Here is a 24,551-nt window from a genome sequence, read left to right as displayed (position 1 = left end):
TTGTTTTCATGATCATGAAAAAATAATTATATTTTTTAATAATGGTGATGTTCATGGGGTTTAAGGATTTTCAAATCTGATCGAGGAGGATGTGTGAATAAACTATTTTTAAGCCAGGTCTATATTTTCGTTGCCTCTAGCCTGGGCTATCTAATCGGCGGCGGTTTTATGAGCGGCCAGGAAACCATTCAGTTTTTTGTCCCATTCGGCCATCACGCTGTTGGCGTCGGGATTGTGTTCAGTCTGGTGATTATTTTTGTCAATATAGGATTCATTTACGCAGGTAAATATGGCGGTTGTAGTAAAGGAACTGAGGTATTTACATTCTTCTGTGGGCCGATTATTGGTAAAGTGATCGAATGGTTTTCGCTGCTATTCTGTTTTACCATGTTTATTGCAGAGATCGCCGCCGGTGGCTCAATATTATTTGAGCAATATGGTTTACCTCTAATCATCGGTGCAATTATTACTGCGGTTATCACCGCCGGGACTGTTACTATCGGTTTAAATTCTATCCTTAAATCTCTGGGTATAATTATGCCGTTCTTAACTGCCTTTGTGGTTATTGTGAGTATCGCAACACTGGTTATGAACGGGAGCAACATTGATGTAAATGCGGTTCGTATCGAGGCGAATGAATTTGAACTATTAAAGGTCGCACCAAACTGGTTCCTTTCTGGTATATCTTTAGTTGGTTTAATGGTGCTGTTTCTGGCCGCATTCTCTGCAGATTTAGCCACGAAGTTTGATTTTAAACCATTGGTGATTGGTCAAAGTATTGGGTTGATTATCTATGCACTGCTTGATGTGGTTGCTTCTTACGCCATCACCTCTAATATTGAACAAGTAGCAAATAAACAAATTATCAATTTCTTCCTTGCGAAAGAAATTTGGGCCCCGCTTGGTATTGCATTTGGCGCATTAATATTTTTTGCTATCTATACCATTTCAACGCCATTGCTTCATATTATTGCGATTAAATTCTCTGAGGAAGGCACGAAGAAACATAAAGCTATCGTTTGGGGTGTTTCTCTCATTGCACTACTTGGTGCCATTGCAATGCCATTTGATGTCATTATCAATGCAGTTTATATCATGAGTGGATATGTTGGTTCGCTGATTGTTGTCCTGATGGTCGTAAAATTTATCCGTATCTATTTAGCAAAAAACCGTAATAATGAGGCTGTATGATGGTTCATAGTATTTTCAATGATGTGTTGGGGCCGATTATGTGCGGCCCTTCCAGCTCACATTCAGCGGGTTGTGCAAGGATAGGTTTAGAATCTCGTTTATTGTTTGGACGAGAGATAAATAAAGCAAATATTATTTTTGATGAAAGCGGTTCTTATCCTGAAACTTATATTGGGCAAGGTTCAAACTTCGGATTTACCGGCGGATTGCTTGGTTTTAAAACAGACAATGCGCAAGTCAAAGATGCGGTAGAAATTGCTAAAAGTATGGGCAAGAACATATGGTTCTCTAAGCAAAAAATCTCATCACGACATCCGAATGAGGCATTGATTAATGTCTATAATGAAAATGATGAAATCGAACTTTCCGTTTTAACATTTTCAACCGGCGGCGGGATGTTTGAGATTGTAGAGTTAAATGGTTTTCCTGTTTTTATCGATGGTACTCAGGAACAGATTTTTATTTGTTGTTCCCTGGCTAATGCCACCCATTTGGTTGATGTACTTAATAAATTACATGTTTCAATAAAGAAATCGATGAAAAATGACAACGTGTTGTATGCGGTGTCGGGTTTTAATGGGCAAACAAAAGAAAAAGTACTGGCGTTTGATAAGCAACCTGATGTGCTATGGGTGAAATATGCCCCTGCAATTATGCCGGTTGAAATGAAAAAAAAACCGACGGTACTTTTTTCTAATGCTGAAGGCGCATTATCCTATGCGAAAGCAACAGGGAAATCGATGTGGGAGATTGCCCTGGACTATGAGGTTTCGATTGGTAAAACAACCGAAGAAGAGATATGGCAGCTGGCGGAACATACCTATGATGTGATGAAACAGTCAACGATTGCGCCAGATCCGGCCTCAACGCCGTTGTATGGTTTTTTACCCTACAAAGCTCAGGAAATGAAACAGGCTATTAAAAGCACGAATTCAATACCATCAGGGGTATTAAATGATGCTGCTTTGGCTGCGATTTCAGTCATGGAAAATAGCTGTGCGCATAATATCGTCGTGGCCGCGCCAACGGCAGGGTCCAGTGGCGTCATTCCTGCTAGTATCATCATTATTGGTGAAAGCCTGAATTTACCAAGAGAAGATATCATCAAAGGGTTACTGGTCAGTGGCTTAATTGGATCGTTTATTTCAAACAACGCTTCTTTTGGTGCCGAAGTTGCTGCTTGCCAGGCTGAGAATGGGTCAGCAAGCGCAATGGCGGCTGGCGGTATTGTTCAACTATTAGGCGGTAACATCGAACAAGCTTTTCAGGCTGCATCAATGGCGATGCAAAATATGCTTGGTCTTATTTGCGATCCGGTAGGAGGCTTGACTGAAATTCCTTGCATAAGCCGTAACGTCAGCTCGGTCAGTAATGCGGCACTATCTGCGAATATGGTGATGTGGGGATTTAACCCAATAATTCCACTGGATGAAACTATTCATTCAATGTATGACATCGGACAGAAAATGCCAGCAACACTGCGTTGCACCTGTCAGGGGGGATTGTGTATCACCAAAACGGGGCAACGCATTACGCAAGATTTATTGATAAAACGTGAAAAGTTATAACACTGACTTTCTACATTAATAGACTGACCCAAAATCAACTCCTGAAAGTGTATCAGGGGTTGATTTTGAGACTTTAGGTTGGTCTTCACTCTTTCCTTTTCGCCTCGCGGCGCTTGAGCCACCAGTGCGCCGCAACCACCAGAACGACCACCAGAACCAGCCAGATAAAGTGTTTCAGATGCGCATCCAGATGATGCAACCACGGGCCAATCGCTTCACCGCCGAGATATCCGAGGGTGGTAAAAATTAACGCCCAGATAATCGCGCCGAGAATATTCAGCGGCAGAAACAGCTTTGGCGGCAGACGGCTGGCGCCAATCAGTAGCGGCCCGATAACCCGAAAGCCGTACATAAAACGGGTGCCAATCACAAACAGATAAGGGCGTCGCTGAATCATGCGTTGGGCTTTCTGAATCCGCTTTTTCTGGCTCGAGAATCGCCGCAGAATGCGCCCGCCAAAGCGTCTGCCAAGTAAGTAAAGCAACTGGTCGCCGATCATCCCACCGAGGGCGACCGAGACAACCACCAGCCAGAACTTCAATAATCCCTGATGTGCCGCCACGCCGCCGAGCAGAGTGATGGTTTCGCCTTCCGCCATGCTGCCAATGACCAGCGCCGCGTAGCCGTACTGGGAAATCAGGTTATTGATATCCATATAAAGATAAACTCCTTAACACGTCAGTCCCTTAATCATACACCCTGATGATAAAAATGCGGGGAAGAGCATTTTTATCGTTGTACACAAAATAATCTACAAGGTGAATTATACTTGGATCAGTGCTGTACCACGCCGTGACAAGGGGGACGCTATGAACCATGTCTGGGGACTCTTCTCTCATCCTAATCAAGAGATGAGCGTTATCAAAAGTGAAAACGAGACCATTTCGCATCACTATACGCACCACGTGCTGGTCATGGCGGCGGTTCCGGTTATCTGCGCCTTTATCGGCACGACGCAGCTGGGCTGGAACTTCGGCGATGGCACCGTGGTAAAACTGTCGCTGATGACCGGGCTGGCGCTGGCGGTGCTGTTTTATGCCGTTATGCTCGCCGGGGTAGCGGTGATGGGGCGGGTTATCTGGTGGATGGCAAGAAGCTATCCGCAGCGGCCTTCGCTGAAACGCTGTATGGTGTTTGCCGGTTATGTCGCCACGCCGATCTTCCTGAGCGGGATTGTGGCGCTCTATCCGCTGGTATGGCTGTGCGCGCTCGTGGGGACCGTCGCGCTGCTGTATACCGGTTATCTGCTGTACCTCGGCATTCCAACCTTCTTGAGTATCAATAAAGAAGAGGGGCTGAGCTTCGCCAGCTCCACTCTGGCGATTGGGGTGCTGGTGCTGGAAGTGCTGCTCGCCATAACCGTGATTCTCTGGGGTTACGGATATCGACTCTTTTGATTAACTCATTGCCGACATAAATAGGTTTTTATGTCGGCAATGCAGCATTTGTTCACGATTCTTATTAGCCAGCCAGCGTTCTGCCGGGGTATGATGATTTTTGCCAGCGGCGTTACCACCCCAACGCCGCGGCGTACGTTCATAACGTGCAAAAATACTTTTCAGAATGCTCACGATGACCAAATTTCGAGTTTCTTTGCTCAGCCTGACTTTGCTGCTGGCTGTGCCTTTTGCGCCCCAGGCGATAGCTAAAACCCCTGCGGCGGTTACCGCTTCACAGCCGGATATCGCTTCCGGTAGCGCAATGATCGTCGATCTTGCCAGTAAAAAAATCATTTATGCCAGCCAGCCGGATCTGGTTCGCCCGATGGCGTCAATCACCAAGGTGATGACCGCGATGGTGGTGCTGGATGCCCATCTGCCGCTCGATGAGATGCTGAGCGTCGATATCAGCCATACGCCTGAAATGAAGGGTATTTATTCACGCGTGCGCCTGAACAGCGAAATCAGCCGCCGCAATATGCTGCTGCTGGCGCTGATGTCGTCAGAAAACCGCGCTGCCGCCAGCCTGGCGCACCATTATCCGGGTGGCTACGATGCGTTTATTCGTGCGATGAATGCCAAAGCGCAGGCGCTGGGAATGACCCGTACCCGTTACGTTGAGCCAACTGGCCTGTCGATTCATAACGTCTCCACTGCACGCGATCTGAGCAAGCTGCTGATCGCCAGCGAACAGTATCCGCTGATTGGTCAACTGAGCACCACCAAAGAGGATATGGCGACCTTCGCTCATCCTGCCTACACGCTGCCGTTCCGTAATACTAACCATCTGGTGTACCGCGATAACTGGAATATTCAGCTGACCAAAACTGGTTTTACCAACGCGGCGGGCCACTGCCTGATTATGCGTACGGTGATCAAAGGGCGTCCGGTGGCGCTGGTGGTCATGGATGCGTTCGGAAAATATACCCACTTTGCCGATGCCAGTCGTTTGAGGACGTGGATTGAAACCGGGAAGGTGATGCCGGTTCCGGCTTCCGCGCTCAGCTATAAGAAGCAGCGTGAAGCGCAAATGGCCGACGCGATGCTGAAAGGCGGCACGCAGACCGCGCAGAACGATTAACCTGACGTCCCCCGGAGGCGGCGCTGGCGCGCCTGTCCGGGCTACCCGCATACCCGGGCTCCGAACGGTTCCCTCTCCCTTTTGGGGAGAGGGAGAAAATCGCCCCGACTTTATTTTCTGTGGTAGGGTGAGGCTTACTCCGGCAGCGTCCAGTCGCCATCGCCGAGAGGGCGCTGCATAATCAACGTATCCCGCCAGTCGCCCATCTTATAGCCAACGCTGCGTAGCTGACCCGCTACGCTAAAACCGAACTTCTTATGAATAGCGATAGACCCGGCGTTGCTGTGCCCGTCGCCGATAATCGCCAGCATTTGTCGCCACGGCCCCTGTTCGCACTTCTCAATCAGGCGGGAGAGCAGGGCGCTACCGATACCGCGCCCCCCCATTCCTGCCTCAACGTAAATCGACTCTTCAAGCGTGTAGCGGTAGGCCGGACGGGGGCGATAAAAGGTGGCGTAGCAGTAGCCGACAATGGTCCCGCGCCACAGAGCAACCAGCCACGGCAGCCCGTTATCACGCACGTTTTTGATGCGTTTGCGCATCTCATCGACGGTTGGGGGGATCTCTTCAAAGGATGCGCGTCCGTTCAGTACGTGCCAGACGTACAGCGCGGCGATGGCGTGGGCATCATCGGGCAGCGCTTCACGGATCTCTAAGTCAGCGTCATGTAACTTATCCACTGCGGACATGTTGGGTTCCTTTAGCGGGGTTGCCGGAGAGGGGATTTCTCCGGCGTGCAGCGTAATACAGAAGCCCCGCGGCTGAACAGTCCCTCTTGCGGATTATTGCGGTTCGGTCGCGCTCGCGGTGTTATCCGGCGTTTCGCCCCAGTATTTTTGCTTACTGGTTTTACCGATCCCCGGATTCATACTGTTGGTGGGATCGTTTTCGCGATAGAAGCGTTTTAAGCTTTCCGGCGCTTCATACAGATGGCCGACGTTATGCTCGGCCGGATACTGAGCGCCGCGCTCCTTCAGCAGAACCAGCATTTTCTCTTTCAGCTCGTGGGCATCGACGCCTTTTTTCACGATGTAATCCTGATGGAAAACGTGGCACATAAAGTGACCGTAATAGAGCTTATAAACCAGTTGGCTGTCGATCTCGGCGGGAAGGTGCTCAAACCATTCGCTATCGTTACGCCGCAGGGCGATATCCAGCGCCAGAATATCTTCCACTTCATCGGCATGAACCGCCTGATAGCGGATTGCCGCGCCCGCTGCGGCGAAGCGGTGCAGGAAAGCCTTGCTGCCTTCTTCCGCGGTACAGGCAAAGAAATCACCCTCGGCGTTTTTGAAATATTCGCCAAGCCAGGTCTGAGCCTCTTCGATACCATCGCCTGCCATCTTCAGCAGCAGATGGTGTTCGTATTTATCGCGCCAGGTTTTCATCCGCTCCGGCAGGTGTGCCGGGAAAACGTGTCCCAGCTTTTGCATAAAGCGGTCGGTGAAGTGCGGCTTAAACAACGACACCTTCTCCAGCATCGCATCGGTACGGCCCTTCATGGTGAAGAAGAACGGCATTTTATCGGTGCCGAGCTTGTCGATCATCAGGAAGGTATCTTTGCCGTACTGCTCGGCGATATCGTAAATATCGCGGTGCATATACTCGCCCGCCACCGGCAGGTTATTAAACTCCGCCAGAATATGGCGGCGAATTTCGGTGAGTACGTCCGGCTGATTAGTGCCGATATAAAACACCTGCTGGCGTTTCTCTGCCGGGAAGGTGTCCAGGCGTACGGCGAATACCGCCAGCTTTCCGGCGCAGCCTGAAGATTCAAACAGGCGATCCGGGTCGGCGTTGTAGCGCGCCGGGGTATCGGCATTCACGTCGCGTACGCGGGTGACGTAATCATGATCATGAGCATGACGGCCGTCGTGGCGCACGTTCTCATCTTTAACCCGTTCGTCATCGAGGCAACTGAGGATCTGCTCCGGCGTGGTGCCCAGATCGATACCCAGATGGTTGACCAGGCTGAGCTTGCCGTTTTCATCGATCTGGGCAAACAGCGACATCTCGGTATAGGCCGGGCCGCGCTGTACCAGCGAGCCGCCGGAGTTGTTACAAATCCCGCCAACCACCGACGCGCCGATGCATGAAGAGCCAATCACTGAATGCGGCTCGCGACCAAACGGCTTCAGCGCTTTTTCCAGCGAATAAAGAGTTGTGCCGGGGTAAGCCAGCACCTGCTCGCCTTTATCCAGCAGATGCAGTTTATCCAGACGCAGGGTGCTGATAATGACGATTTCGCGGTCATAATCATTGCCGCTCGGGGTTGAGCCTTCGGTCAGACCGGTATTGGCGGCCTGCATCAGAATAATTTTATCCGCGGTGACACAAGCGCTCAGCACGCGCCACAGTTCCAGCAGCGTACCGGGGAAGACCACCGCCAGCGCTTCGCCCTGGCCGGAGCGGAACCCCTTGCGATAGCGCTGCGTTTTGGCCGGGTCGGTCAGCAGATGCGAAGAACCAACCAGGCGGGTGAGTTCTGCCAGAAAGGCGTTGTTATTTGTTGTTGCAGATGACATGTTCCACTCCTTGTGGTGGTACAAAATAATCAGCTTTAAGAATAGCCCTTTGTATGACAATTTCATGCATCAATGTTTCGAAAAATCAGAGAATAACGCGCGCTTTCTCCAGGCGTCTCGTTTATGTTTATGGCAAACTTCGGTTTTTGCTATCTTTTCGCCGATATATCCGACTGGAACAATGAGGGATAAAAATGAAATGGCTCTGTACTGTAGGCGTCGCTGTGAGTCTGGCGCTGCAACCCGCGCTGGCGGATGAATTGTTCGGCAATCATCCCTTAACGCCGCAGGCGAGGGATGCGTTTGTGACGGAACTGCTGACCAAAATGACGGTGGATGAAAAAATCGGTCAGCTGCGCTTGATTAGCGTCGGCCCGGATAACCCGAAAGAAGCCATCCGTGACATGATTAAAGAGAGTCAGGTGGGGGCGATATTTAACACCGTCACCCGCCATGATATTCGTACTATGCAGGATCAGGTGATGGCGTTGAGCCGCCTGAAAATCCCGCTGTTCTTCGCCTATGATGTGCTGCACGGTCAGCGCACCGTCTTCCCGATTAGCCTTGGCCTGGCTTCCTCTTTTAACCTCGATGCGGTCAACACCGTCGGGAGAGTATCCGCTTATGAAGCGGCTGACGATGGCCTGAATATGACCTGGGCGCCGATGGTCGATGTCTCCCGCGACCCGCGCTGGGGCCGTGCTTCAGAAGGTTTCGGGGAAGATACCTACCTGACCACCGTGATGGGCCGGGCGATGGTTGAGTCGATGCAGGGGAAAAGCCCGGCGGACAGGTATTCAGTGATGACCAGCGTCAAGCACTTTGCCGCCTACGGCGCGGTTGAGGGTGGCAAAGAGTACAACACTGTCGATATGAGCCCGCAGCGCCTGTTCAATGACTATATGCCGCCGTACAAAGCGGGGCTGGATGCGGGAAGCGGGGCGGTAATGGTGGCGCTGAACTCGCTCAATGGCACCCCGGCGACCTCCGATGCTTGGCTGTTGAAGGACGTGCTGCGCGACCAGTGGGGCTTTAAGGGCATCACCGTGTCTGACCATGGGGCCATCAAGGAACTTATCAAACACGGCGTGGCGTCCGACCCGGAAGACGCGGTGCGCGTGGCGCTGAAGTCCGGCATCAACATGAGTATGAGCGACGAATACTACAGCAAGTACCTGCCAGAGCTGGTGAAATCCGGCAAGGTAACAATGGCGGAGCTGGATGACGCCACCCGCCACGTGCTGAACGTTAAATATGATATGGGCCTGTTCAATGACCCGTACAGCCATCTGGGGCCGAAAGAGTCTGATCCAGAGGACACCAATGCTGAAAGCCGTCTGCATCGCAAAGAAGCCCGTGAAGTGGCGCGCGAAAGCCTGGTGCTGCTGAAAAACCGTCTCGACACGCTGCCGCTGAAAAAATCGGGCACTATCGCGGTGATTGGCACTCTGGCCGACAGCAAACGCGACATGATGGGCAGTTGGTCTGCGGCGGGCGTTGCCGACCAGTCGGTAACCGTGCTGACCGGCATCCAGAATGCACTGGGCGACAAAGGCAAGGTTATCTATGCCAAAGGCGCTAACGTCACCAACGATAAAGGCATCGTCGACTTCCTCAATCTGTATGAGAAAGCGGTGCAGGTCGACTCGCGTTCGCCTCAGGAGATGATTGATGAAGCGGTAGCGGCGGCGAAGCAGTCCGACGTGGTGGTTGCCGTGGTGGGTGAAGCGCAGGGCATGGCCCATGAAGCCTCCAGCCGCACCGACATCACGCTGCCGCAGAGCCAGCGTGACCTGATTAGCGCGCTGAAGGCCACCGGCAAACCGTTAGTGCTGGTGTTGATGAACGGTCGTCCGCTGGCGCTGGTGAAAGAAGATCAGCAGGCTGATGCCATGCTGGAAACCTGGTTTGCCGGTACCGAAGGCGGAAATGCGATCGCCGATGTGCTGTTCGGCGACTATAACCCGTCGGGCAAGCTGCCGATGTCCTTCCCGCGCTCGGTCGGACAGATCCCAACCTACTACAGCCATCTCAACACCGGTCGTCCTTATAATGCCGATAAGCCAAACAAGTACACCTCGCGCTATTTTGACGAGGCTAACGGCCCGCTCTATCCGTTTGGCTACGGCCTGAGCTATACCACCTTTAGCGTTTCCGACGTGAAAATGTCAGCACCGAGCATGCAACGCGACGGCAGCGTGATCGCCAGCGTGCAGGTGACCAACACCGGCAAGCGCGAAGGGGCAACGGTGATTCAGCTTTATCTGCAGGACGTCACTGCTTCCATGAGTCGTCCGGTGAAAATGCTGCGCGGCTTTAAGAAGGTGACGCTCAAGCCGGGTGAGACGCAAACCGTCAGCTTCCCGATTGAGCTTGATGCCCTGAAGTTCTGGAATCAGCAGATGAAGTATGATGCCGAACCGGGCAAATTCAACGTCTTTGTTGGCGTCGATTCCGCCCGCGTTAAGCAGAGCGAATTTGAGCTGCTGTAACAGCGATTTGTAGCCCGGACAGGCGCGTTAAGCGCCGCCTCCGGGGAATGTGCCGGGTTGATGCATCGGAGCCGTTTCTTCCCGGTGGCGCTGCGCTGACCGGGCTACGGGTTCACCGTCATCTGCGGACCGTTATCCTAAAGGCCGATTAATCGGCCTTTTCTTTTTTCCTCGACGCCTCAAATGAACTAAGCTTTTCTCTTAAGCTCCTGTAAATGGAGCGCAAATTAATGAGGGATGCGGGATGATAAAGGCAAGCAAATGGTCAGGTGCGCTGGCGCTGACGGCCCTGATAAGCCTGCCGTTGCAGGCGGCGGAGCCGGTTAAGGTTGGCTCGAAGATAGACACCGAAGGGGCGCTGCTCGGCAATATTATTTTGCAGGTGCTGGAAAAGCACGGGGTAAAGACTGTCAACAAAGTCCAGCTCGGCACCACGCCTGTGGTGCGCGGGGCAATCACTGCTGGTGAGCTGGATATCTATCCGGAATATACCGGCAACGGCGCATTCTTCTTCAAACTAGAGAACGATCCGGCGTGGAAAAACGCCCAGCAGGGCTATGAGAAAGTCAAAAAGCTGGATGCGGAAAAGAACAAACTCATCTGGCTGACCCCGGCTCCGGCCAACAACACCTGGACTATCGCCGTGCGTCAGGACCTGGCGGAGAAAAATCACCTCACCTCATTAAGCGACCTTGCCAGCTACCTGCAAAAGGGTGGCGAGTTTAAGCTGGCCGCCTCGGCGGAATTTATCGAACGCCCGGACGCACTGCCGGCGTTTGAAAAAGCCTACGACTTTAACCTCAAGCAAAACCAGCTGCTGTCGCTGGCGGGTGGCGATACGGCGGTCACCATCAAGGCGGCGGCACAGCAAACTTCCGGTGTAAATGCGGCGATGGCCTACGGTACCGATGGCCCGGTTGCCGCGCTGGGGCTGCAAACTCTGAGCGACCCGAAGGGCGTGCAGCCGATTTATGCTCCAGCTCCCGTCGTGCGTGAGGCCGTGTTAAAGGAGTATCCGCAGATAGCCGAATGGTTACAGCCGGTATTCGCCAGCCTTGATGAAAAAACGCTACAGCAGCTGAATGCAAGTATTGCGGTGGAGGGCCTGGATGCGAAGAAAGTCGCTGCCGACTATCTGCAACATAAAGGGCTGCTGAAGTAGAACTCGCGTGACGATTCGTTGTTATAACCGCGTTGCGTTGCTGCTGTCGTTTTTACTGCTGCTGGTGATGGCGCTGCCGTTTATCAATTATGCCCCTAACCGGCTGTTATCCGGCGAGGGGCGCTGGCTGTGGCAGGTCTGGCCGTCACTGGCGGGTGTGCAAGTGGCGGCGGCGCTGTCGATTTCTTTCCTGTGCTGGCGTCCTGGACGTCTCCCTCTGCTGTTTATCTTTCTGCTGGCGGATCTGCTGCTGCCGCTTTTGCTATGGGGCGCAGGTCAGGCGGCGGTTGAACTGGCGCGTAGCGGTTCACCGTTAGCCCGAACTTCACCCGGAAGCGGTCTGTGGCTGGCGCTGGCGCTCTGTCTGCTGATCGCCAGTGACGCCGTTCGCCGCCTGACGCCGCGCACGCTTTGGCGCTGGCTGCTGAATGCGCAAATCTGGCTGCTGCCCGGACTGCTGCTGTGGCTGGGCGCACTGGACGGCCTGTCGCTACTCAAAGAGTACTTCAACCGCCAGGATGTTTTTGACGATGCTCTGTATCAGCATCTCACGCTGCTGTTTGGCACCCTGCTGCCAGGGCTGCTGATTGGGCTGCCCATTGGCATTTGGGTCTGGCGGCATCCCCGCTGGCAATCGCCGATTTTTGCCGTTCTCAACGTGATTCAAACCGTTCCCTCGGTGGCGCTGTTCGGCCTGCTGATCGCGCCGCTTGCCGGATTAGCCAGCCATTTCCCGTGGATGGCGCAGCTTGGCGTTTCCGGCACCGGCATGACGCCTGCTTTGATTGCGCTGGTGCTGTATGCGCTCTTGCCGCTGGTGCGCGGAGTGGTGACCGGATTGCAACAGGTGCCGCGCGAAGCGCTGGAAAGCGCTGTGGCGATGGGGATGAGCAGCGGTCAGCGTTTTCGCCTGGTGCAGCTGCCGCTGGCGCTGCCCGTATTATTGCGCAGCCTGCGGGTAGTGAGTGTGCAAACCGTCGGCATGGCGGTGGTGGCGGCGTTAATTGGCGCGGGCGGCTTTGGCGCGCTGGTCTTCCAGGGATTGCTGAGCAGCGCGCTGGACCTGGTACTGTTAGGGGTGATCCCGACCATCGCGCTGGCGGTGGTGGTGGATGCGCTATTCGCGCTGTGGGGCGCATTACTGAAAGGAGAGGCCCGTGATTGAGTTCGACGGCGTCAACAAAGCCTTTGCCGGACAGCCTGCGGTTAAAAACCTCAATCTGCATCTGCGCGAAGGGGCATTTTCGGTGCTGATTGGCACCTCCGGCTCGGGTAAATCGACCACGCTGAAGATGATCAATCGGCTGGTGGAGCATGATAGCGGCACGATCCGTTTCGCCGGGCAGGATATTCGCCAGCAGCCGGTTCTGGCGCTGCGCCGCAGGATGGGCTACGCCATCCAGTCTATTGGTTTGTTTCCCCACTGGACGGTGGCGCAGAACATTGCCACCGTTCCGCAGTTGCAAAAGTGGTCTCGGCAGAAAACACAGGCGCGGGTTGATGAGCTGATGGCGCTGCTGGGGCTGGAGCCTGGTCTGCGCGAGCGCTATCCACACCAGCTTTCCGGCGGTCAGCAGCAGCGCGTCGGCGTGGCGCGCGCCCTGGCGGCCAATCCGGAAGTGTTGCTGATGGATGAACCTTTTGGCGCGCTCGACCCGGTGACGCGCGAAGCGCTACAGCAGGAGATGATCCGCATTCACCGCCTGCTGGGGCGCACGATTGTGCTGGTGACCCACGATATCGACGAAGCCCTGCGGCTGGCGGATCATCTGGTGCTGATGGACGGCGGCGAAGTCGTGCAGCAGGGCGAACCGTTGCAGATGCTGCTCGAGCCGAAAAATGCCTTTGTGCAGACCTTCTTTGGCCGCAGCGAACTGGGCGTGCGCCTGTTGTCGCTGCGCGGCGTCGGTGATTATCTGCGCCGGGATGAGCGCCTGGCGGGCGATGCGCTAAATGTAGCGATGACCCTGCGCGAGGCGCTGTCGCAGTTTGTTGCCCATCGCCGCGAGGTGCTGCCGGTGGTTGATGAGCAGGGGCAGGCCTGCGGGACGCTGCATTTTGCCGACCTGCTGCGCGAGGAGGTCCGGCGTGAAAGTTCTGCGTGATCCGCTGCTGTGGCTAACGGGAATGTTTATCGCGCTGTTGCTGGTGCTGCCCTACAGCGCGCCGCTGTTCAGCACGTTGTTTCCCGAGCTACCGCGTCCGGTCTATCAGCAGGAGAGTTTTGTTTCGCTGACCCTGGCGCACTTTTGGCTGGTGGCGCTCTCCAGCCTGGCGGCGACGGTTATTGGCGTCGGGGCCGGGATTGCGGTGACGCGTCCGGCGGGCCAGGAGTTTCGCCCGCTGGTGGAGACGATTGCTGCAATGGGGCAAACATTTCCTCCGGTGGCGGTGCTGGCGATTGCGGTGCCGGTGATGGGATTTGGCTGGCAGCCCGCGCTGATTGCGCTGGCGCTATACGGCATATTGCCGGTTTTGCAGGGGACGCTGGCCGGGCTCGGGGCGGTGCCATCAGGGGTATTAACGATCGCCCAGGGGATGGGGATGAGCGGCTGGCAGAGGTTGATAAAAGTCGAGCTGCCGCTGGCGGCGCCGGTGATGTTGGCCGGTATCCGCACGTCGACCATCGTCAATATTGGTACGGCAACCATCGCCTCAACGGTGGGAGCGAACACGCTCGGCACGCCAATTGTTATCGGTCTGAGCGGGTTTAATACCGCTTATGTTATTCAGGGGGCGCTGCTGGTGGCGCTGGCGGCGATTATCGTCGACCGCGGTTTTGAACGGCTGAACCGACGAATCAGCCGACACCGCCGCGAACAATAAACGAGTAACCGGCCAGCATCACGCCGCCGATCCCACTGATCGCCATAAATAAGAATAGGGTAATAACCGCAATTTTCGCTGGCTTCATAATAGGCTCCTGATGTTAACGGAGAGATTATACGGTGAAGCGCAGGTGTTAATGAAACATTAATTGCTTTTTAGCTACGACAATAACCCCGGCTCGCGCTGCGCTTAGCCAGGCTACCCGTTCGTGCGGCCTGGATTGGGTAGCCCGGACAAGGCGCGTCGAGCGCCGCCTCCGGGATTTCCGCTGCTCTCAATCCTCTGAGATTATCCCTCCCGGTGGCGCTGCGCTGACCGGGCTACGGGTCCGTGCTCAATCGAAAGCGTGCTACTGCGTGCGGTCTGGGTTTGGTAGCCCGGACAAGGCGCGTCAAGCGCCGCCTCCGGGAAAATATGCGCCTATGATGCCGCAGAGTTATTGAGCCAGATAACCTGGCCCTGCTGCTCCCAAAGACGCATTTGCTCTTGCTGGGAGCTGGCGGGAACATCACCACACCAGACCATCAACGTGCTGTCGGGGAAAAGCTCCGGGCGAATCTGGGTCAACGAATGAGCGAGGATATCAACCTGCCAGCCCTGCTCGCAGGCTATCCAGCCTTCCAGCCAAAGCCGGGTAAGATCGTTAATATTCCAGCCAATCACCAGCGCATGGCTACCCAGCTGTTTGGCAGCAGATGACAGGCTTCGGGCGACATGATTGATAAGAATGCCGTCAAGAATACCTCGTAGCGCCAGCAGCGTTGGTTGCGGGCTCAACAGGCGCTGGCGTAGGGGATTAATCAGGTGCTTGATCAGGATGTGCGCAGATTCGCTGCGGCTGCGCTCTTTAAGCCACAGGCGCAAACGGTGATAGCTACCATTTTGTAGAAACCCTAGCAGGATCTCCTGCTGCTCGCGCCAACCATCGGCGATCTCCTGCTCGTTATCCATCAACAGCGTTTTGACTTTCCCCACCTGCACGCCAGAGTCAATCCAGCGCTTAATCTCGCGAATACGGTCTATCTCGAACTCATTAAATAATCGGTGCCCGCCGTCGGTACGCTGGGGTTTGAGTAATCCGTAGCGCCGTTGCCAGGCGCGTAAAGTCACGGGATTGATGTCACAAAGCTGCGCGACCTCACCAATTGTATAAAGCGCCATTCTCTCCTCCCGTCGTGTTCTCCTCTATTAACTGTAGAAGCAGTTTGCTGAAGGGGAAAATATTGCTCTTTTTTTATACAGACTCTGCCGAGCGTAACGGCAAGAAGTGTGATCTCGCCCGTGAATTATCATTTTCTTGTATTGCTTCAAAGAAAGTTATAAGCAGGCAGTGTATGTTACGCGCTTTCAAGTGAAGTGTGGTCTGCGGGTATGTACGAGTTTGATCTGGTGTTGCTGCTGCTTCAGCAGATGTGCGTGTTTTTGGTCATCGCCTGGTTGATGAGCAAAACGCGACTGTTCATCCCCTTAATGCAGGTCACCGTTCGCCTGCCGCACAAACTGTTGTGCTACGTTACCTTCTCTATTTTCTGCATTCTGGGCACCTATTTCGGCCTGCATATCGAAGACTCGATCGCCAATACGCGTGCCATCGGTGCGGTGATGGGCGGCCTGCTCGGCGGCCCGGTTGTCGGCGGTCTGGTGGGGCTGACCGGCGGGCTCCACCGCTACTCGATGGGCGGCATGACGGCATTAAGCTGTATGGTGTCCACCATTGTTGAAGGGCTACTTGGCGGCCTGGTACACAGCATTCTGGTGAAACGCGGGCGGCCGGATAAAGTCTTCAGCCCGCTGACCGCTGGCGCTATCACCTTCGTTGCCGAAATGGTGCAGATGCTGATTATCCTGCTGATCGCCCGTCCGTTTCAGGATGCCCTGCATCTGGTGCAGAGCATCGCCGCGCCGATGATGGTCACCAATACCGTCGGCGCGGCGCTGTTTATGCGCATCCTGCTGGATAAGCGGGCGATGTTTGAGAAATACACCTCTGCGTTCTCGGCTACGGCGCTGAAGGTTGCCGCCTCTACGGAAGGGATACTGCGCCAGGGATTTAACGAAGAGAACAGCATGAAGGTGGCGCAGGTGCTTATTCAGGAGCTGGATATCGGCGCGGTGGCCATCACCGATCGCGACAAGCTGCTGGCGTTTACCGGGATCGGCGACGATCACCATCTGCCCGGTAAACCGATCTCTTCCCTGTATACCCAGAAGGCGATTGATACTGGCGAAGTGGTCTATGCCGATGGCAATGAAGTGCCTTATCGCTGCTCGATTCATCCCAACTGTAAGCTGGGATCCACGCTGGTTATTCCGCTGCGCGGTGAGAATCAGCGGATCATCGGCACCATTAAGCTGTATGAAGCGAAAAACCGGCTGTTTAGCTCTATCAACCGCACGCTGGGGGAGGGGATTGCGCAGCTGCTGTCAGCGCAGATTCTGGCCGGTCAGTATGAGCGGCAAAAGGCGCTGCTGACCCAATCGGAGATTAAGCTGCTGCATGCTCAGGTGAACCCGCACTTCCTGTTTAACGCGCTGAATACGTTAAAGGCGGTGATTCGCCGCGACAGCGACCAGGCCGGACAGCTGGTGCAATATCTGTCGACTTTTTTTCGCAAAAACCTGAAACGGCCAGCGGAAATCGTCACTCTGGCAGATGAAATTGAACATGTGAACGCCTATTTGCAGATTGAGAAAGCGCGTTTTCAGGCCAATTTACAGATTCAAATGCTGGTGCCAGAGGCGCTGGCGCAGCATCATCTTCCGGCTTTTACCCTGCAACCGATAGTCGAAAATGCGATTAAACACGGCACTTCGCAGCACCTTGGCGTCGGCGAAATCACCATTCGCGCGAGCCAATATGAGCGCTGGCTGCAGCTGGATATTGAAGATAACGCCGGGCTTTACCAGGATAAACCCAGCGCCAGCGGGCTGGGAATGAACCTGGTTGACCGACGACTGCGGGCGCGCTTCGGTGCCGACTGCGGAATAACCGTCACCTGCGAACCGGAGTGTTTTACCCGCGTTACGCTGCGACTGCCTCTGGAGGAGAACGCATGTTAAAAGTTTTAATTGTCGACGACGAGCCGCTGGCGCGTGAAAATCTGCGTATCTTGCTGGAGACCCAGCCTGATATTGAGATCGTCGGCGAGTGCGGGAATGCCGTAGAGGCAATTGGCGCGGTGCATAAACTGCACCCGGACGTGCTATTTCTGGATATCCAGATGCCGCGGATCAGCGGCATCGAAATGGTCGGCATGCTCGACCCGGAACATCGGCCTTATATCGTCTTCCTGACTGCTTTTGATGAGTACGCGGTGAAAGCGTTCGAAGAGCACGCGTTTGATTATTTGCTCAAGCCGATTGAGTCCACGAGGCTTGAGAAAACGCTGGCCCGACTGCGCCATGAGCGCAGCCTGCAGGATATGACCGTCCTCGACGATACCCAGCAGGCGCTAAAATATATCCCCTGCACCGGCCACAGCCGGATCTGGTTATTACAAATGGAAGACGTGGCGTTTGTCAGCAGCCGAATGAGCGGTATTTACGTCACCGATAGCGAAGGGAAAGAGGGATTTACCGAGCTGACTTTGCGCACGCTGGAGAGCCGAACGCCGCTGCTGCGCTGTCATCGCCAGTATCTGGTCAATATGGCCCACCTTAAGGAGATCCGCCTGGAGGAGAACGGGCAGGCGGAACTGCTGATGCGCGCCGGGCAAACGGTGCCGGTCAGCCGCCGCTATCTGAAAAGCCTGAAAGAGGCGATTGGGCTGTAAAACGGCGGAATCGTGGTAGACTTAGCGCCAGAATTTTTCATCATGAAGGCATTATGATCAGTAACGATATCTTACGTAGCCTGCGCTACATCCTGAAAACCAACAATAACGGCCTGGTGCGCATTTTTACTCTGGCAGATGCACCGGTGAGTGCAGAGCAACTGGTACCGTGGCTGAAAAAAGAAGACGAAGAAGGGTTTGCGCGCTGCCCGGACATCGTGCTGGCGAACTTCCTCAATGGCCTGATTTACGACAAACGCGGTAAAGATGAATCCGCACCGCCGCTGGCGGTTGAGCGCCGGGTAAATAATAACATCGTGCTGAAAAAACTGCGTATCGCCTTCTCCCTGAAGACTGATGACATTCTCGCTATCCTTACCCAGCAGAAATTCCGCGTTTCAATGCCGGAGATCACCGCCATGATGCGCGCGCCGGACCATAAAAACTACCGCGAATGCGGTGACCAGTTCCTGCGTTACTTCCTGCGCGGCCTGACCGAACGCGCGCACGCGAAATCCTGATATGCTTCCCCGGCTTGCGGCGTAAACGCCTTAGCCGGGCTACCCGAAGGCACAGCCCACCGCAAGCCGGGAATTGACGTTATTTCACCTCTTTAAATCCCTGCGACGTCAGCATTTTTTCCGACTCGCTAAGCGAAATAAACTTTTGCGCGCAATCGGTAAAACTGGCACCCGGCAGTTTGCACAGATCGCTAATTTTGACCTGATTAAAGTCGATAGAGAGATGCTCCTGTGCGTAGCTCTCCTTATAGTCCACCTTGTGCGTGACGCCTTTAATGCTGCCGTAAGCCGCACCGATGGGGTCGATAATCTTGCGCGCCTGCTCTTCGTTAGTCACCCCGAGTGATTTATAAGGAATGGTGTTGTCCGCATCCTGACGCGTCACGATGTCCCCTTTGTAGTGATAGGTGAACGTCAGCTCAACGCCGTTCATGGTGTTGCTAAAGGCTTTAACCTCGTCTTTTTTGTTATCGCAGCCGACCAGCGCCGCCAGCAACACGGTTGCGCTCAGGATAGTGCCGATCTTACGGTTGAATTGCATAACGATTCCCTTTGTTTAATATTGTGCCATTTGCAGCTGTAGATAGAGTAAAACTAACGTATTCAATGTGTTGTCTGATGTGGCTGATTTATTCTCATGCAACTGGCGCAGCAAACGAGCCAGCTGGTTAAAGCCTTGCTCCGCCAGTTCATCGGCCAGCGTACTCGCTTCGCGAAAAAGGTTCTGTTGTTGGTAGCGTAGACCATTATGCAGAAGTTGGATTAACACCTCCTGGCAACGCTGTAAAAGCAATCCCGTCTGAGATACCGCCGGGGATAAATCGGCGGCGGGCAACGGCCCTGCGGGGTGCGGTTCGGCATCCAGCGCCCATGCCCGCGAGCGGGTCATCATCACCAGTGGTTCCAGGGTGAGCTGTCCATGACTAAACGTGACCATCCCGGAAACCATCACCACCGGATCGTCTTCTTGCCCCAGCAGCACCGCCATTCGCTCAACGGCATAAGGCGCGCTGGCGGAAGCGGGGAGCGACAGATGCAGAAGATTATCTTGCCCCTCGCCGCTGATAACCTGCGCATCCAGCGTTTGCCGCGCCGCATCCCAGCCCACGGTAAGGCACGCCTCAATCGGCAAAATAAATAAATTATCCACCTGGTTGAGCGGACGTACGCAGGCCGGGGCGCGCTGGTGCAGATATTCGCGCAGCGCCGCCACGCCCGGCTGGCGCAGTGGCGCATTGAGCATAAGCCAGGCGTCCGGGGTGAGCGGAACGTTGCTGCTCAGGCGGTGGCGTGTGCCCAGCAGCAGTTCGCCATTGGCATTACGCCGCGCAGATTGGGAAATGATTTGCCCGCCCGCCAGCGCCCCAGCCTGAAAAGTAAACAGGCGACGCTGCCATGCCGGGCTTTGCACCCGTTCAGCCAGCGGCCAGCTGCGCGATAAATGCAGGATGCTGCCGGTGTCCGGATCGCTAAACCAGATGCGTAAACCATACTGGCGATTATCCTGCCAGCTGCGCATGCCTAAAGAGATAAGCCGCACGTGGTCGAGCTGTGCCTCACCGGCAACGCCCAGACCGACGATGGTGCGCCACGGCAGAGGCGGAACGGCAAGTTGCGCCATGTGCCCGGCGCTCTCAAGGCGGGCGTTAAGACCGGCGAGCTGAGCGAGTAGCTGCGCGGGGTGATAATAGCTGGCACGCTGCTGGAACGCATCGACGCTCTGGCGAACCTCGTCAAGCGCCCCGACGACCCAGCGCCAGTTAGCCGCATGCGCTGTACGCTGTGCGCGGGTAAACGCGGCGTCTAGATTAATCGGCGGCTGGCTGATACCGCCTTGCCACAGAAGGTGGCTTAGCTGCTGGAGGCTATGCCGGCAGGCTTCGCCCTCCGGGGTATCAAACGGCCCCCCGCTGGCGGCGACCTTGCGGCTGCGGGTTTGCCAGACCAGATGAGTAAAGCCGGGCTGCTGGGCTTCGGCGTCGGTAAATGCCTGTACCGCAAGCGCCACATGTTCGCATAGCGATCCTTCCACACAATCGCAGCGGGCAAAGCGGATGCTGCTGCGGGAGTAAAAACGCACATCGCTCATCGGCAGCTTTGCCGAAGGCATTTCGCCAGGTAAGCAAAACAGCTCCACAGCTAACCCTTTATCCGCTAACTGCTGCGCCCGCTTACGGACGGCGTCGGGTAGGGTCGCCAGCTCTTCCTGCCACAATCCAGGATGCCAGCGCTCGGTATTTTCCGCCGCCTCTTCGGGTACGTCGTCGCTGACATTGGCGCGCTGATAGCTCAGCACCAGCATCACGCGATGGCGGCACATGCTGCTGGCGCCGCAGGTGCAGCTGGACTCTTTCAGCGCCTGGTCCTTTGCCAGTCGGGTGCGGACTCCATCGTTAAACAGAGCGGTGAGCGCACCAGCATCATCCTGCTCCAGCTCGGGAATATTACCGCTATCCAGCTCTTTGATACTGCGTTTAACGAATCCGGCATTGCTCAGCGCCATCAGCGCCTGCTGCGTAAGCTCGAGTAATTCAGGGCGTAAAGGCATCATGATTGCAAATTCTCCGCCAGCCAGGCAGCCAGTTCACCGGGGGTCATCGCGGCGATTTGCGCCCCAACATTAACCAGAGACTGAGCCATCTCGTGGTCATAACAGGGCGATGCCGTATTGTCTAAGGCCGCCAGCCCGAGGACTTTGATACCGCTTTGTACGCTCTGCTTCACCTGGTGAATCAACAGGGATGTCGCACCGCCTTCAAAAAAATCGCTCACCAGCACGATGACGCTTTTTTGCGGCTGTTCAATGAGCTGCCGGGCATACTCTATCGCCTGGGCGATGTTGGTACCGCCGCCAAGCTGGACTTTCATCAGCAACTCGACCGGGTCGGCGACGTCGGCGGTGAGATCTACCACGCTGGTATCAAAGGCCACCAGGTGAGTGCGGATACCCGGTAGTTGCCACAAACAGGCCGCCATGACGGCGGAATGAATAACGGAATCCACCATCGAACCGCTCTGATCGACCAGCAAAACCAACTGCCATTGTTCGCTATGGCGCTTAATGCGGCTGATAAACTTCGGTGATTCAATGTACAGTTTGCTGCGCTGCGGGTCCCAGTGCTTCAGGTTAGCGCGCAGGGTGTTTTTGAAGTCGAAATTGCGCGCCAGCGGGATGCGCGAGGGACGCTGACGGTCGCGTACGCCGGAAAAGGCCTGGCGAACCTCTTTTGCCAGCCGGGCCATGATTTGCTCGACCACCTGGCGCACCAGCTTGCGGGCGGCGTTCAGTACATCCGGGTTCATCAAATGTTTGGTATGCAGCACCGCACGCAGCAGGCTTTCGGAAGGTTCGATGCGTTCCAGCACCTCCAGATTAGTCACCACCTCATCAATGCCGTAGCGCAGCACCGCATCACTCTCGAGTCGTTCGATGACCTGTTGCGGGAAAAGCGTATGGATGGCGTTGATCCACTCAGGCGTCGTCAGGTTCGAGCCCTCCAGCCCGCCCTGGCGTTCGCCGCGCTGTAGGCGTTCAGGGTCGCGGCCATATAGCCACTCCAGCGCCTGGTCCATTTGGCAGGCGCGTTCATCAAGCCCGCCAAGGCTGTTTTCGGCGGCTTCGCCTAAAATCAGCCGCCAGCGCTGGAGTTCACGGGTGGTCAGAAGATCGGATAGCGTATGCATTAGCGAATTCCCCAGTGCTGCAGTGCTGCCAGCGCCTGCTGTTCTAGCTGCCGATGACGAGTAAAGCGTTCCGGCGAACAGGGGATCGGTGCCTGAAGCACCTGCGTCGGCAGCATGGTCATGTGATAGTGATCGAGTACCTGACGCGCCAGCGCACCGCGTTCGCGTGGTGGCAGCCAGGCCATCGCCGCGCGTAAATCCGGCAGGGCGAGAATGAACTCATCCTCCGCCAGTTGGGCAAGCAATCCGCTGAATCCGGCGATAAACGCGGACTGGCAGGCCAACTGATGGCGGGCTAGCGCCAGCATGCCGTGCACAGCTTCCCCCAGCCGCTGCGACGGCAACTGCGCCAATAACGTCAGGGCCGCTTCAGCAGTTGCTGCGGGATACTCAAGGCGAAGCAGTGCGCCGAGCGCCGCGCCGCGGTCGAGCGGGGCGGCATCGAACGCTCTCATACGCCGTTCAAATAAGGCCAGGGCGGCACTGAGCGACACCCCGGGTAAAACGCTGCCGTTTTGCATATCGCGCAGAATATGGCACAGCGTCTGCCAGCTATGTAGATGGGCATGAAACTGCGCCTCTTCGGCAACGCCGCTGGACTCGCAGAGCCATAGCGTCCTGTCAAGCGCCGCGCAGAGCGTAGTTTGCAGCACCACGGCATCTTGCATACCGCTGATATCGTCCAGACGCCACAGCGCGTAAAGCACCTCCAGCGCCGGGCCCATTTCGGCGAACTGGCTCTCCCCGGCGATAAGCTGCGCCAACTGATCCAGCATCTGCTGGCTGAAGGTAGATAGCCCCGCCAGTGCCGCCTGGTTCAGGCTGGCGGCCAGGCCACGGATGCCGATGGAATCCAGCATGTCTACCTCAAGCCGCTGGCGCGCGGCCTCTGCCAGGGAGGCACCGTAGCAGGCGGCTTCAATCAGCGCGGCATGCTGTTCCAGCGGACGAAAAAGCGACCAGCACTCTTCGCCGTCGCCGGAAAGCGTCATTGCGCTGCCCTGTCGCCGCTGGATCCCTGGAATATCGAGGATGGCCAGCCGATGCAGTACCTGACTTTTCGCAAGCTCGCCGGGTTCAAAGCGGTTGAGGGTCAGGCTACCGGACAGGGTAATACCGACCCGGGCCAGTTCGCGCTCCACATCCAGCGGCAGCGGGGGCTGCGGTGTTCCCGACGCCAGCTTGCCGAAGCCAGAACCTGCCAGCGCATCGACCATTGTCAGCAGGATCGGGTCGGTATCCGGATGAATCACGCCGCGATAGCTCCATGGCAGCCGGGCGTTCAGCGCTTCTCTAATCAGCGACCCCGCCAGCGCATCAAGCCAGTCGCAACGTAGCGGTTGGGCGTGACCGCGAAGCTGCGCCAGCGCCATGGCGCGTAGATGGGCGGCGGCGAGATCGGCCGTGGAGGCGGGCAGGCGACGCTGGCGTAAACGGGTGAGAAGGGTTTTCAGCAGCTGTTCACCAGCCTGCTGCTGGCCGAGCTGCCAGCACCATTTCTGCCACACCGGCGCGGGCATCCCGGAAAGATAACCTGCCAGCACATCCAGGCGCTTTTCGCTATAGGGCGTCAGATAGCAGCCGGTGATGGCCTCGGGCGTCGGCGAAGGCGGGCATTCAGGCTCCTGCGTTTGCGCCGGGCAGTTTCGCCATTGCGTGGCCAGCGCCGGGGCATGCCAGCCGCCGCACACCACCACTACCGGGCCGTCATTTTGCCCCATAGCCCATGCCAGCCAGCGGGCCATAAAGACTTCGCGCTGGTGGTTGTTTTCACCACCGCTTTCGTCGCCGCGCAGGCGGATAAAGTAAGTCTCCAGCGCCTGCTTCAGGTCAGCGCGCTGGGTTTCGTCTTCAAACAGGTGATCCCACAGGGTATCGGTATTCTCCATCCCGCTGGCCTGAAGCAGGCGCTGCTGGTCATCGGCGCGGCGAGCGTCAGGAACTTCTTCATCGTCCTCACTCTGCGCCCACACCGGCAGGTCGATAAATCGGACGTGCGCCCCGGTTGCGCGAGCGGCCAGCAACGCCTGCCATTCCGGAGAAAATTCAGCGAACGGCGTCCAGGCACCGCGCCCAGCCGTGCCGCCGTCCTGATGCTGGCAGTAGCTGTAGATGGCGATGGGCAACTGATGAGGTAAAAACAGCTCATCCAGCCGATGATTAAAATCCGCCGGGCCTTCAATCAATACGTAGCGCGGACGCTTTTGTTCAATCTGTTCCTTCACCAGCCTGGCGCAAGCCGGGCTGTGATGACGAACGCCGATAATTAACGGCTGCTCAGGCATG

At 55.8% G+C, this 24,551-nt stretch carries 21 protein-coding genes; 12 read left to right on the top strand and 9 right to left on the bottom strand.

The features are described from left to right. Positions 1–93: 93 nt before the first annotated feature. Together HV127_RS26765 and sdaAA are read left to right on the top strand one after the other, a co-directional pair. Complete coding sequence (locus tag HV127_RS26765; protein ID WP_181485595.1) at positions 94–1,191, top strand: hypothetical protein; 1,098 nt, start codon at positions 94–96, stop codon at positions 1,189–1,191. Next, entirely contained in the window at positions 1,188–2,759 is a 1,572-nt protein-coding gene (gene sdaAA / locus HV127_RS26760; protein WP_182239935.1) for an L-serine ammonia-lyase, iron-sulfur-dependent, subunit alpha, read from the top strand. Before HV127_RS26765 ends, sdaAA begins: the two co-directional genes overlap by 4 nt. Before the next feature lie 85 nt (positions 2,760–2,844). Here sdaAA and HV127_RS26755 read toward each other — a convergent pair whose 3' ends face one another. Continuing rightward, positions 2,845–3,414 carry a DedA family protein gene (locus HV127_RS26755; protein WP_182239933.1) on the bottom strand — a complete coding sequence of 190 codons (570 nt, stop codon included), beginning with the start codon at positions 3,412–3,414 and terminating at the stop codon, positions 2,845–2,847. 154 nt (positions 3,415–3,568) lie between these two features. Between HV127_RS26755 and HV127_RS26750 the strand changes: the two genes are divergently transcribed. Next, on the top strand, positions 3,569–4,156 hold the full coding sequence (locus tag HV127_RS26750) for a Yip1 family protein (RefSeq protein ID WP_110272418.1): 588 nt from the start codon (positions 3,569–3,571) through the stop codon (positions 4,154–4,156). Positions 4,157–4,331: 175 nt separating this feature from the next. Next, a complete protein-coding gene (gene pbpG / locus HV127_RS26745) occupies positions 4,332–5,279 on the top strand; it encodes a D-alanyl-D-alanine endopeptidase (RefSeq protein ID WP_182239931.1) in 948 nt (315 codons plus the stop codon). A gap of 134 nt (positions 5,280–5,413) precedes the next feature. Here pbpG and HV127_RS26740 read toward each other — a convergent pair whose 3' ends face one another. Further along, positions 5,414–5,968 (bottom strand): GNAT family N-acetyltransferase, encoded by a 555-nt coding sequence (locus tag HV127_RS26740; protein ID WP_182207367.1) that lies wholly within the window; start codon positions 5,966–5,968, stop codon positions 5,414–5,416. 93 nt (positions 5,969–6,061) lie between these two features. Continuing rightward, the gene (gene dld / locus HV127_RS26735; protein WP_182239929.1) at positions 6,062–7,804 is read right to left on the bottom strand and encodes a D-lactate dehydrogenase; all 1,743 of its coding nucleotides are present in this window, start codon (positions 7,802–7,804) and stop codon (positions 6,062–6,064) included. Positions 7,805–7,998: 194 nt separating this feature from the next. Here dld and bglX point away from each other — a divergent pair, with 194 nt between their 5' ends. The 5 genes from bglX (at position 7,999) to HV127_RS26710 (ending at position 14,284) form a co-directional block, all read left to right on the top strand. Further along, positions 7,999–10,296 carry a beta-glucosidase BglX gene (gene bglX, locus HV127_RS26730; protein WP_182239927.1) on the top strand — a complete coding sequence of 766 codons (2,298 nt, stop codon included), beginning with the start codon at positions 7,999–8,001 and terminating at the stop codon, positions 10,294–10,296. Between the two features lie 244 nt (positions 10,297–10,540). After that, the gene (locus tag HV127_RS26725; protein WP_182239925.1) at positions 10,541–11,458 is read left to right on the top strand and encodes an ABC transporter substrate-binding protein; all 918 of its coding nucleotides are present in this window, start codon (positions 10,541–10,543) and stop codon (positions 11,456–11,458) included. A gap of 7 nt (positions 11,459–11,465) precedes the next feature. Beyond that, on the top strand, positions 11,466–12,623 hold the full coding sequence (locus tag HV127_RS26720) for an ABC transporter permease (protein WP_182239923.1): 1,158 nt from the start codon (positions 11,466–11,468) through the stop codon (positions 12,621–12,623). Continuing rightward, a complete protein-coding gene (locus HV127_RS26715; protein WP_182207362.1) occupies positions 12,616–13,563 on the top strand; it encodes an ABC transporter ATP-binding protein in 948 nt (315 codons plus the stop codon). Before HV127_RS26720 ends, HV127_RS26715 begins: the two co-directional genes overlap by 8 nt. Continuing rightward, on the top strand, positions 13,547–14,284 hold the full coding sequence (locus HV127_RS26710) for an ABC transporter permease (RefSeq protein ID WP_182239920.1): 738 nt from the start codon (positions 13,547–13,549) through the stop codon (positions 14,282–14,284). Before HV127_RS26715 ends, HV127_RS26710 begins: the two co-directional genes overlap by 17 nt. Here the strand turns inward: HV127_RS26710 and HV127_RS26705 are convergent. Beyond that, on the bottom strand, positions 14,259–14,372 hold the full coding sequence (locus HV127_RS26705) for a protein YohO (RefSeq protein WP_004103838.1): 114 nt from the start codon (positions 14,370–14,372) through the stop codon (positions 14,259–14,261). The two genes, HV127_RS26710 and HV127_RS26705, sit on opposite strands and share 26 nt — an antisense overlap. A 335-nt stretch (positions 14,373–14,707) precedes the next feature. Then, positions 14,708–15,448 (bottom strand): MerR family transcriptional regulator, encoded by a 741-nt coding sequence (locus HV127_RS26700; protein WP_182207360.1) that lies wholly within the window; start codon positions 15,446–15,448, stop codon positions 14,708–14,710. Between the two features lie 210 nt (positions 15,449–15,658). Here HV127_RS26700 and HV127_RS26695 point away from each other — a divergent pair, with 210 nt between their 5' ends. The 3 genes from HV127_RS26695 to HV127_RS26685 are packed head-to-tail and all read left to right on the top strand — an operon-like array spanning position 15,659 to position 18,581. Next, the gene (locus HV127_RS26695; protein WP_182239918.1) at positions 15,659–17,347 is read left to right on the top strand and encodes a sensor histidine kinase; all 1,689 of its coding nucleotides are present in this window, start codon (positions 15,659–15,661) and stop codon (positions 17,345–17,347) included. Continuing rightward, positions 17,341–18,060 (top strand): two-component system response regulator BtsR, encoded by a 720-nt coding sequence (gene btsR, locus HV127_RS26690; protein ID WP_182239916.1) that lies wholly within the window; start codon positions 17,341–17,343, stop codon positions 18,058–18,060. The genes HV127_RS26695 and btsR overlap by 7 nt, the downstream gene beginning before the upstream one ends. 53 nt (positions 18,061–18,113) lie before the next feature. Further along, a complete protein-coding gene (locus HV127_RS26685; RefSeq protein ID WP_110277433.1) occupies positions 18,114–18,581 on the top strand; it encodes a DUF1456 family protein in 468 nt (155 codons plus the stop codon). A gap of 79 nt (positions 18,582–18,660) precedes the next feature. On the opposite strand, the gene HV127_RS26680 is transcribed toward HV127_RS26685, so the two are convergent. The 4 genes from HV127_RS26680 to HV127_RS26665 are packed head-to-tail and all read right to left on the bottom strand — an operon-like array spanning position 18,661 to position 24,550. Next, a complete protein-coding gene (locus tag HV127_RS26680) occupies positions 18,661–19,122 on the bottom strand; it encodes a YehR family lipoprotein (protein ID WP_182207357.1) in 462 nt (153 codons plus the stop codon). Positions 19,123–19,137: 15 nt separating this feature from the next. Next, positions 19,138–21,132, bottom strand: coding sequence for an SWIM zinc finger family protein (locus tag HV127_RS26675; protein WP_182239914.1), 1,995 nt, complete (start codon positions 21,130–21,132; stop codon positions 19,138–19,140). Continuing rightward, positions 21,129–22,265, bottom strand: a complete 1,137-nt coding sequence (locus HV127_RS26670; RefSeq protein WP_182239912.1) for a VWA domain-containing protein — start codon at positions 22,263–22,265, stop codon at positions 21,129–21,131. The genes HV127_RS26675 and HV127_RS26670 overlap by 4 nt, the downstream gene beginning before the upstream one ends. Then, a complete protein-coding gene (locus HV127_RS26665; RefSeq protein WP_182239910.1) occupies positions 22,265–24,550 on the bottom strand; it encodes a DUF5682 family protein in 2,286 nt (761 codons plus the stop codon). Before HV127_RS26665 ends, HV127_RS26670 begins: the two co-directional genes overlap by 1 nt. Position 24,551: the final 1 nt, after the last annotated feature.

It is taken from the genome of Klebsiella sp. RHBSTW-00215 (assembly GCF_014103785.1).
Taxonomy (GTDB): Bacteria; Pseudomonadota; Gammaproteobacteria; order Enterobacterales; family Enterobacteriaceae; genus Klebsiella.
Note: the sequence above shows the minus strand (reverse complement) of the source record. Positions and strands in the feature narration are given on the sequence as shown.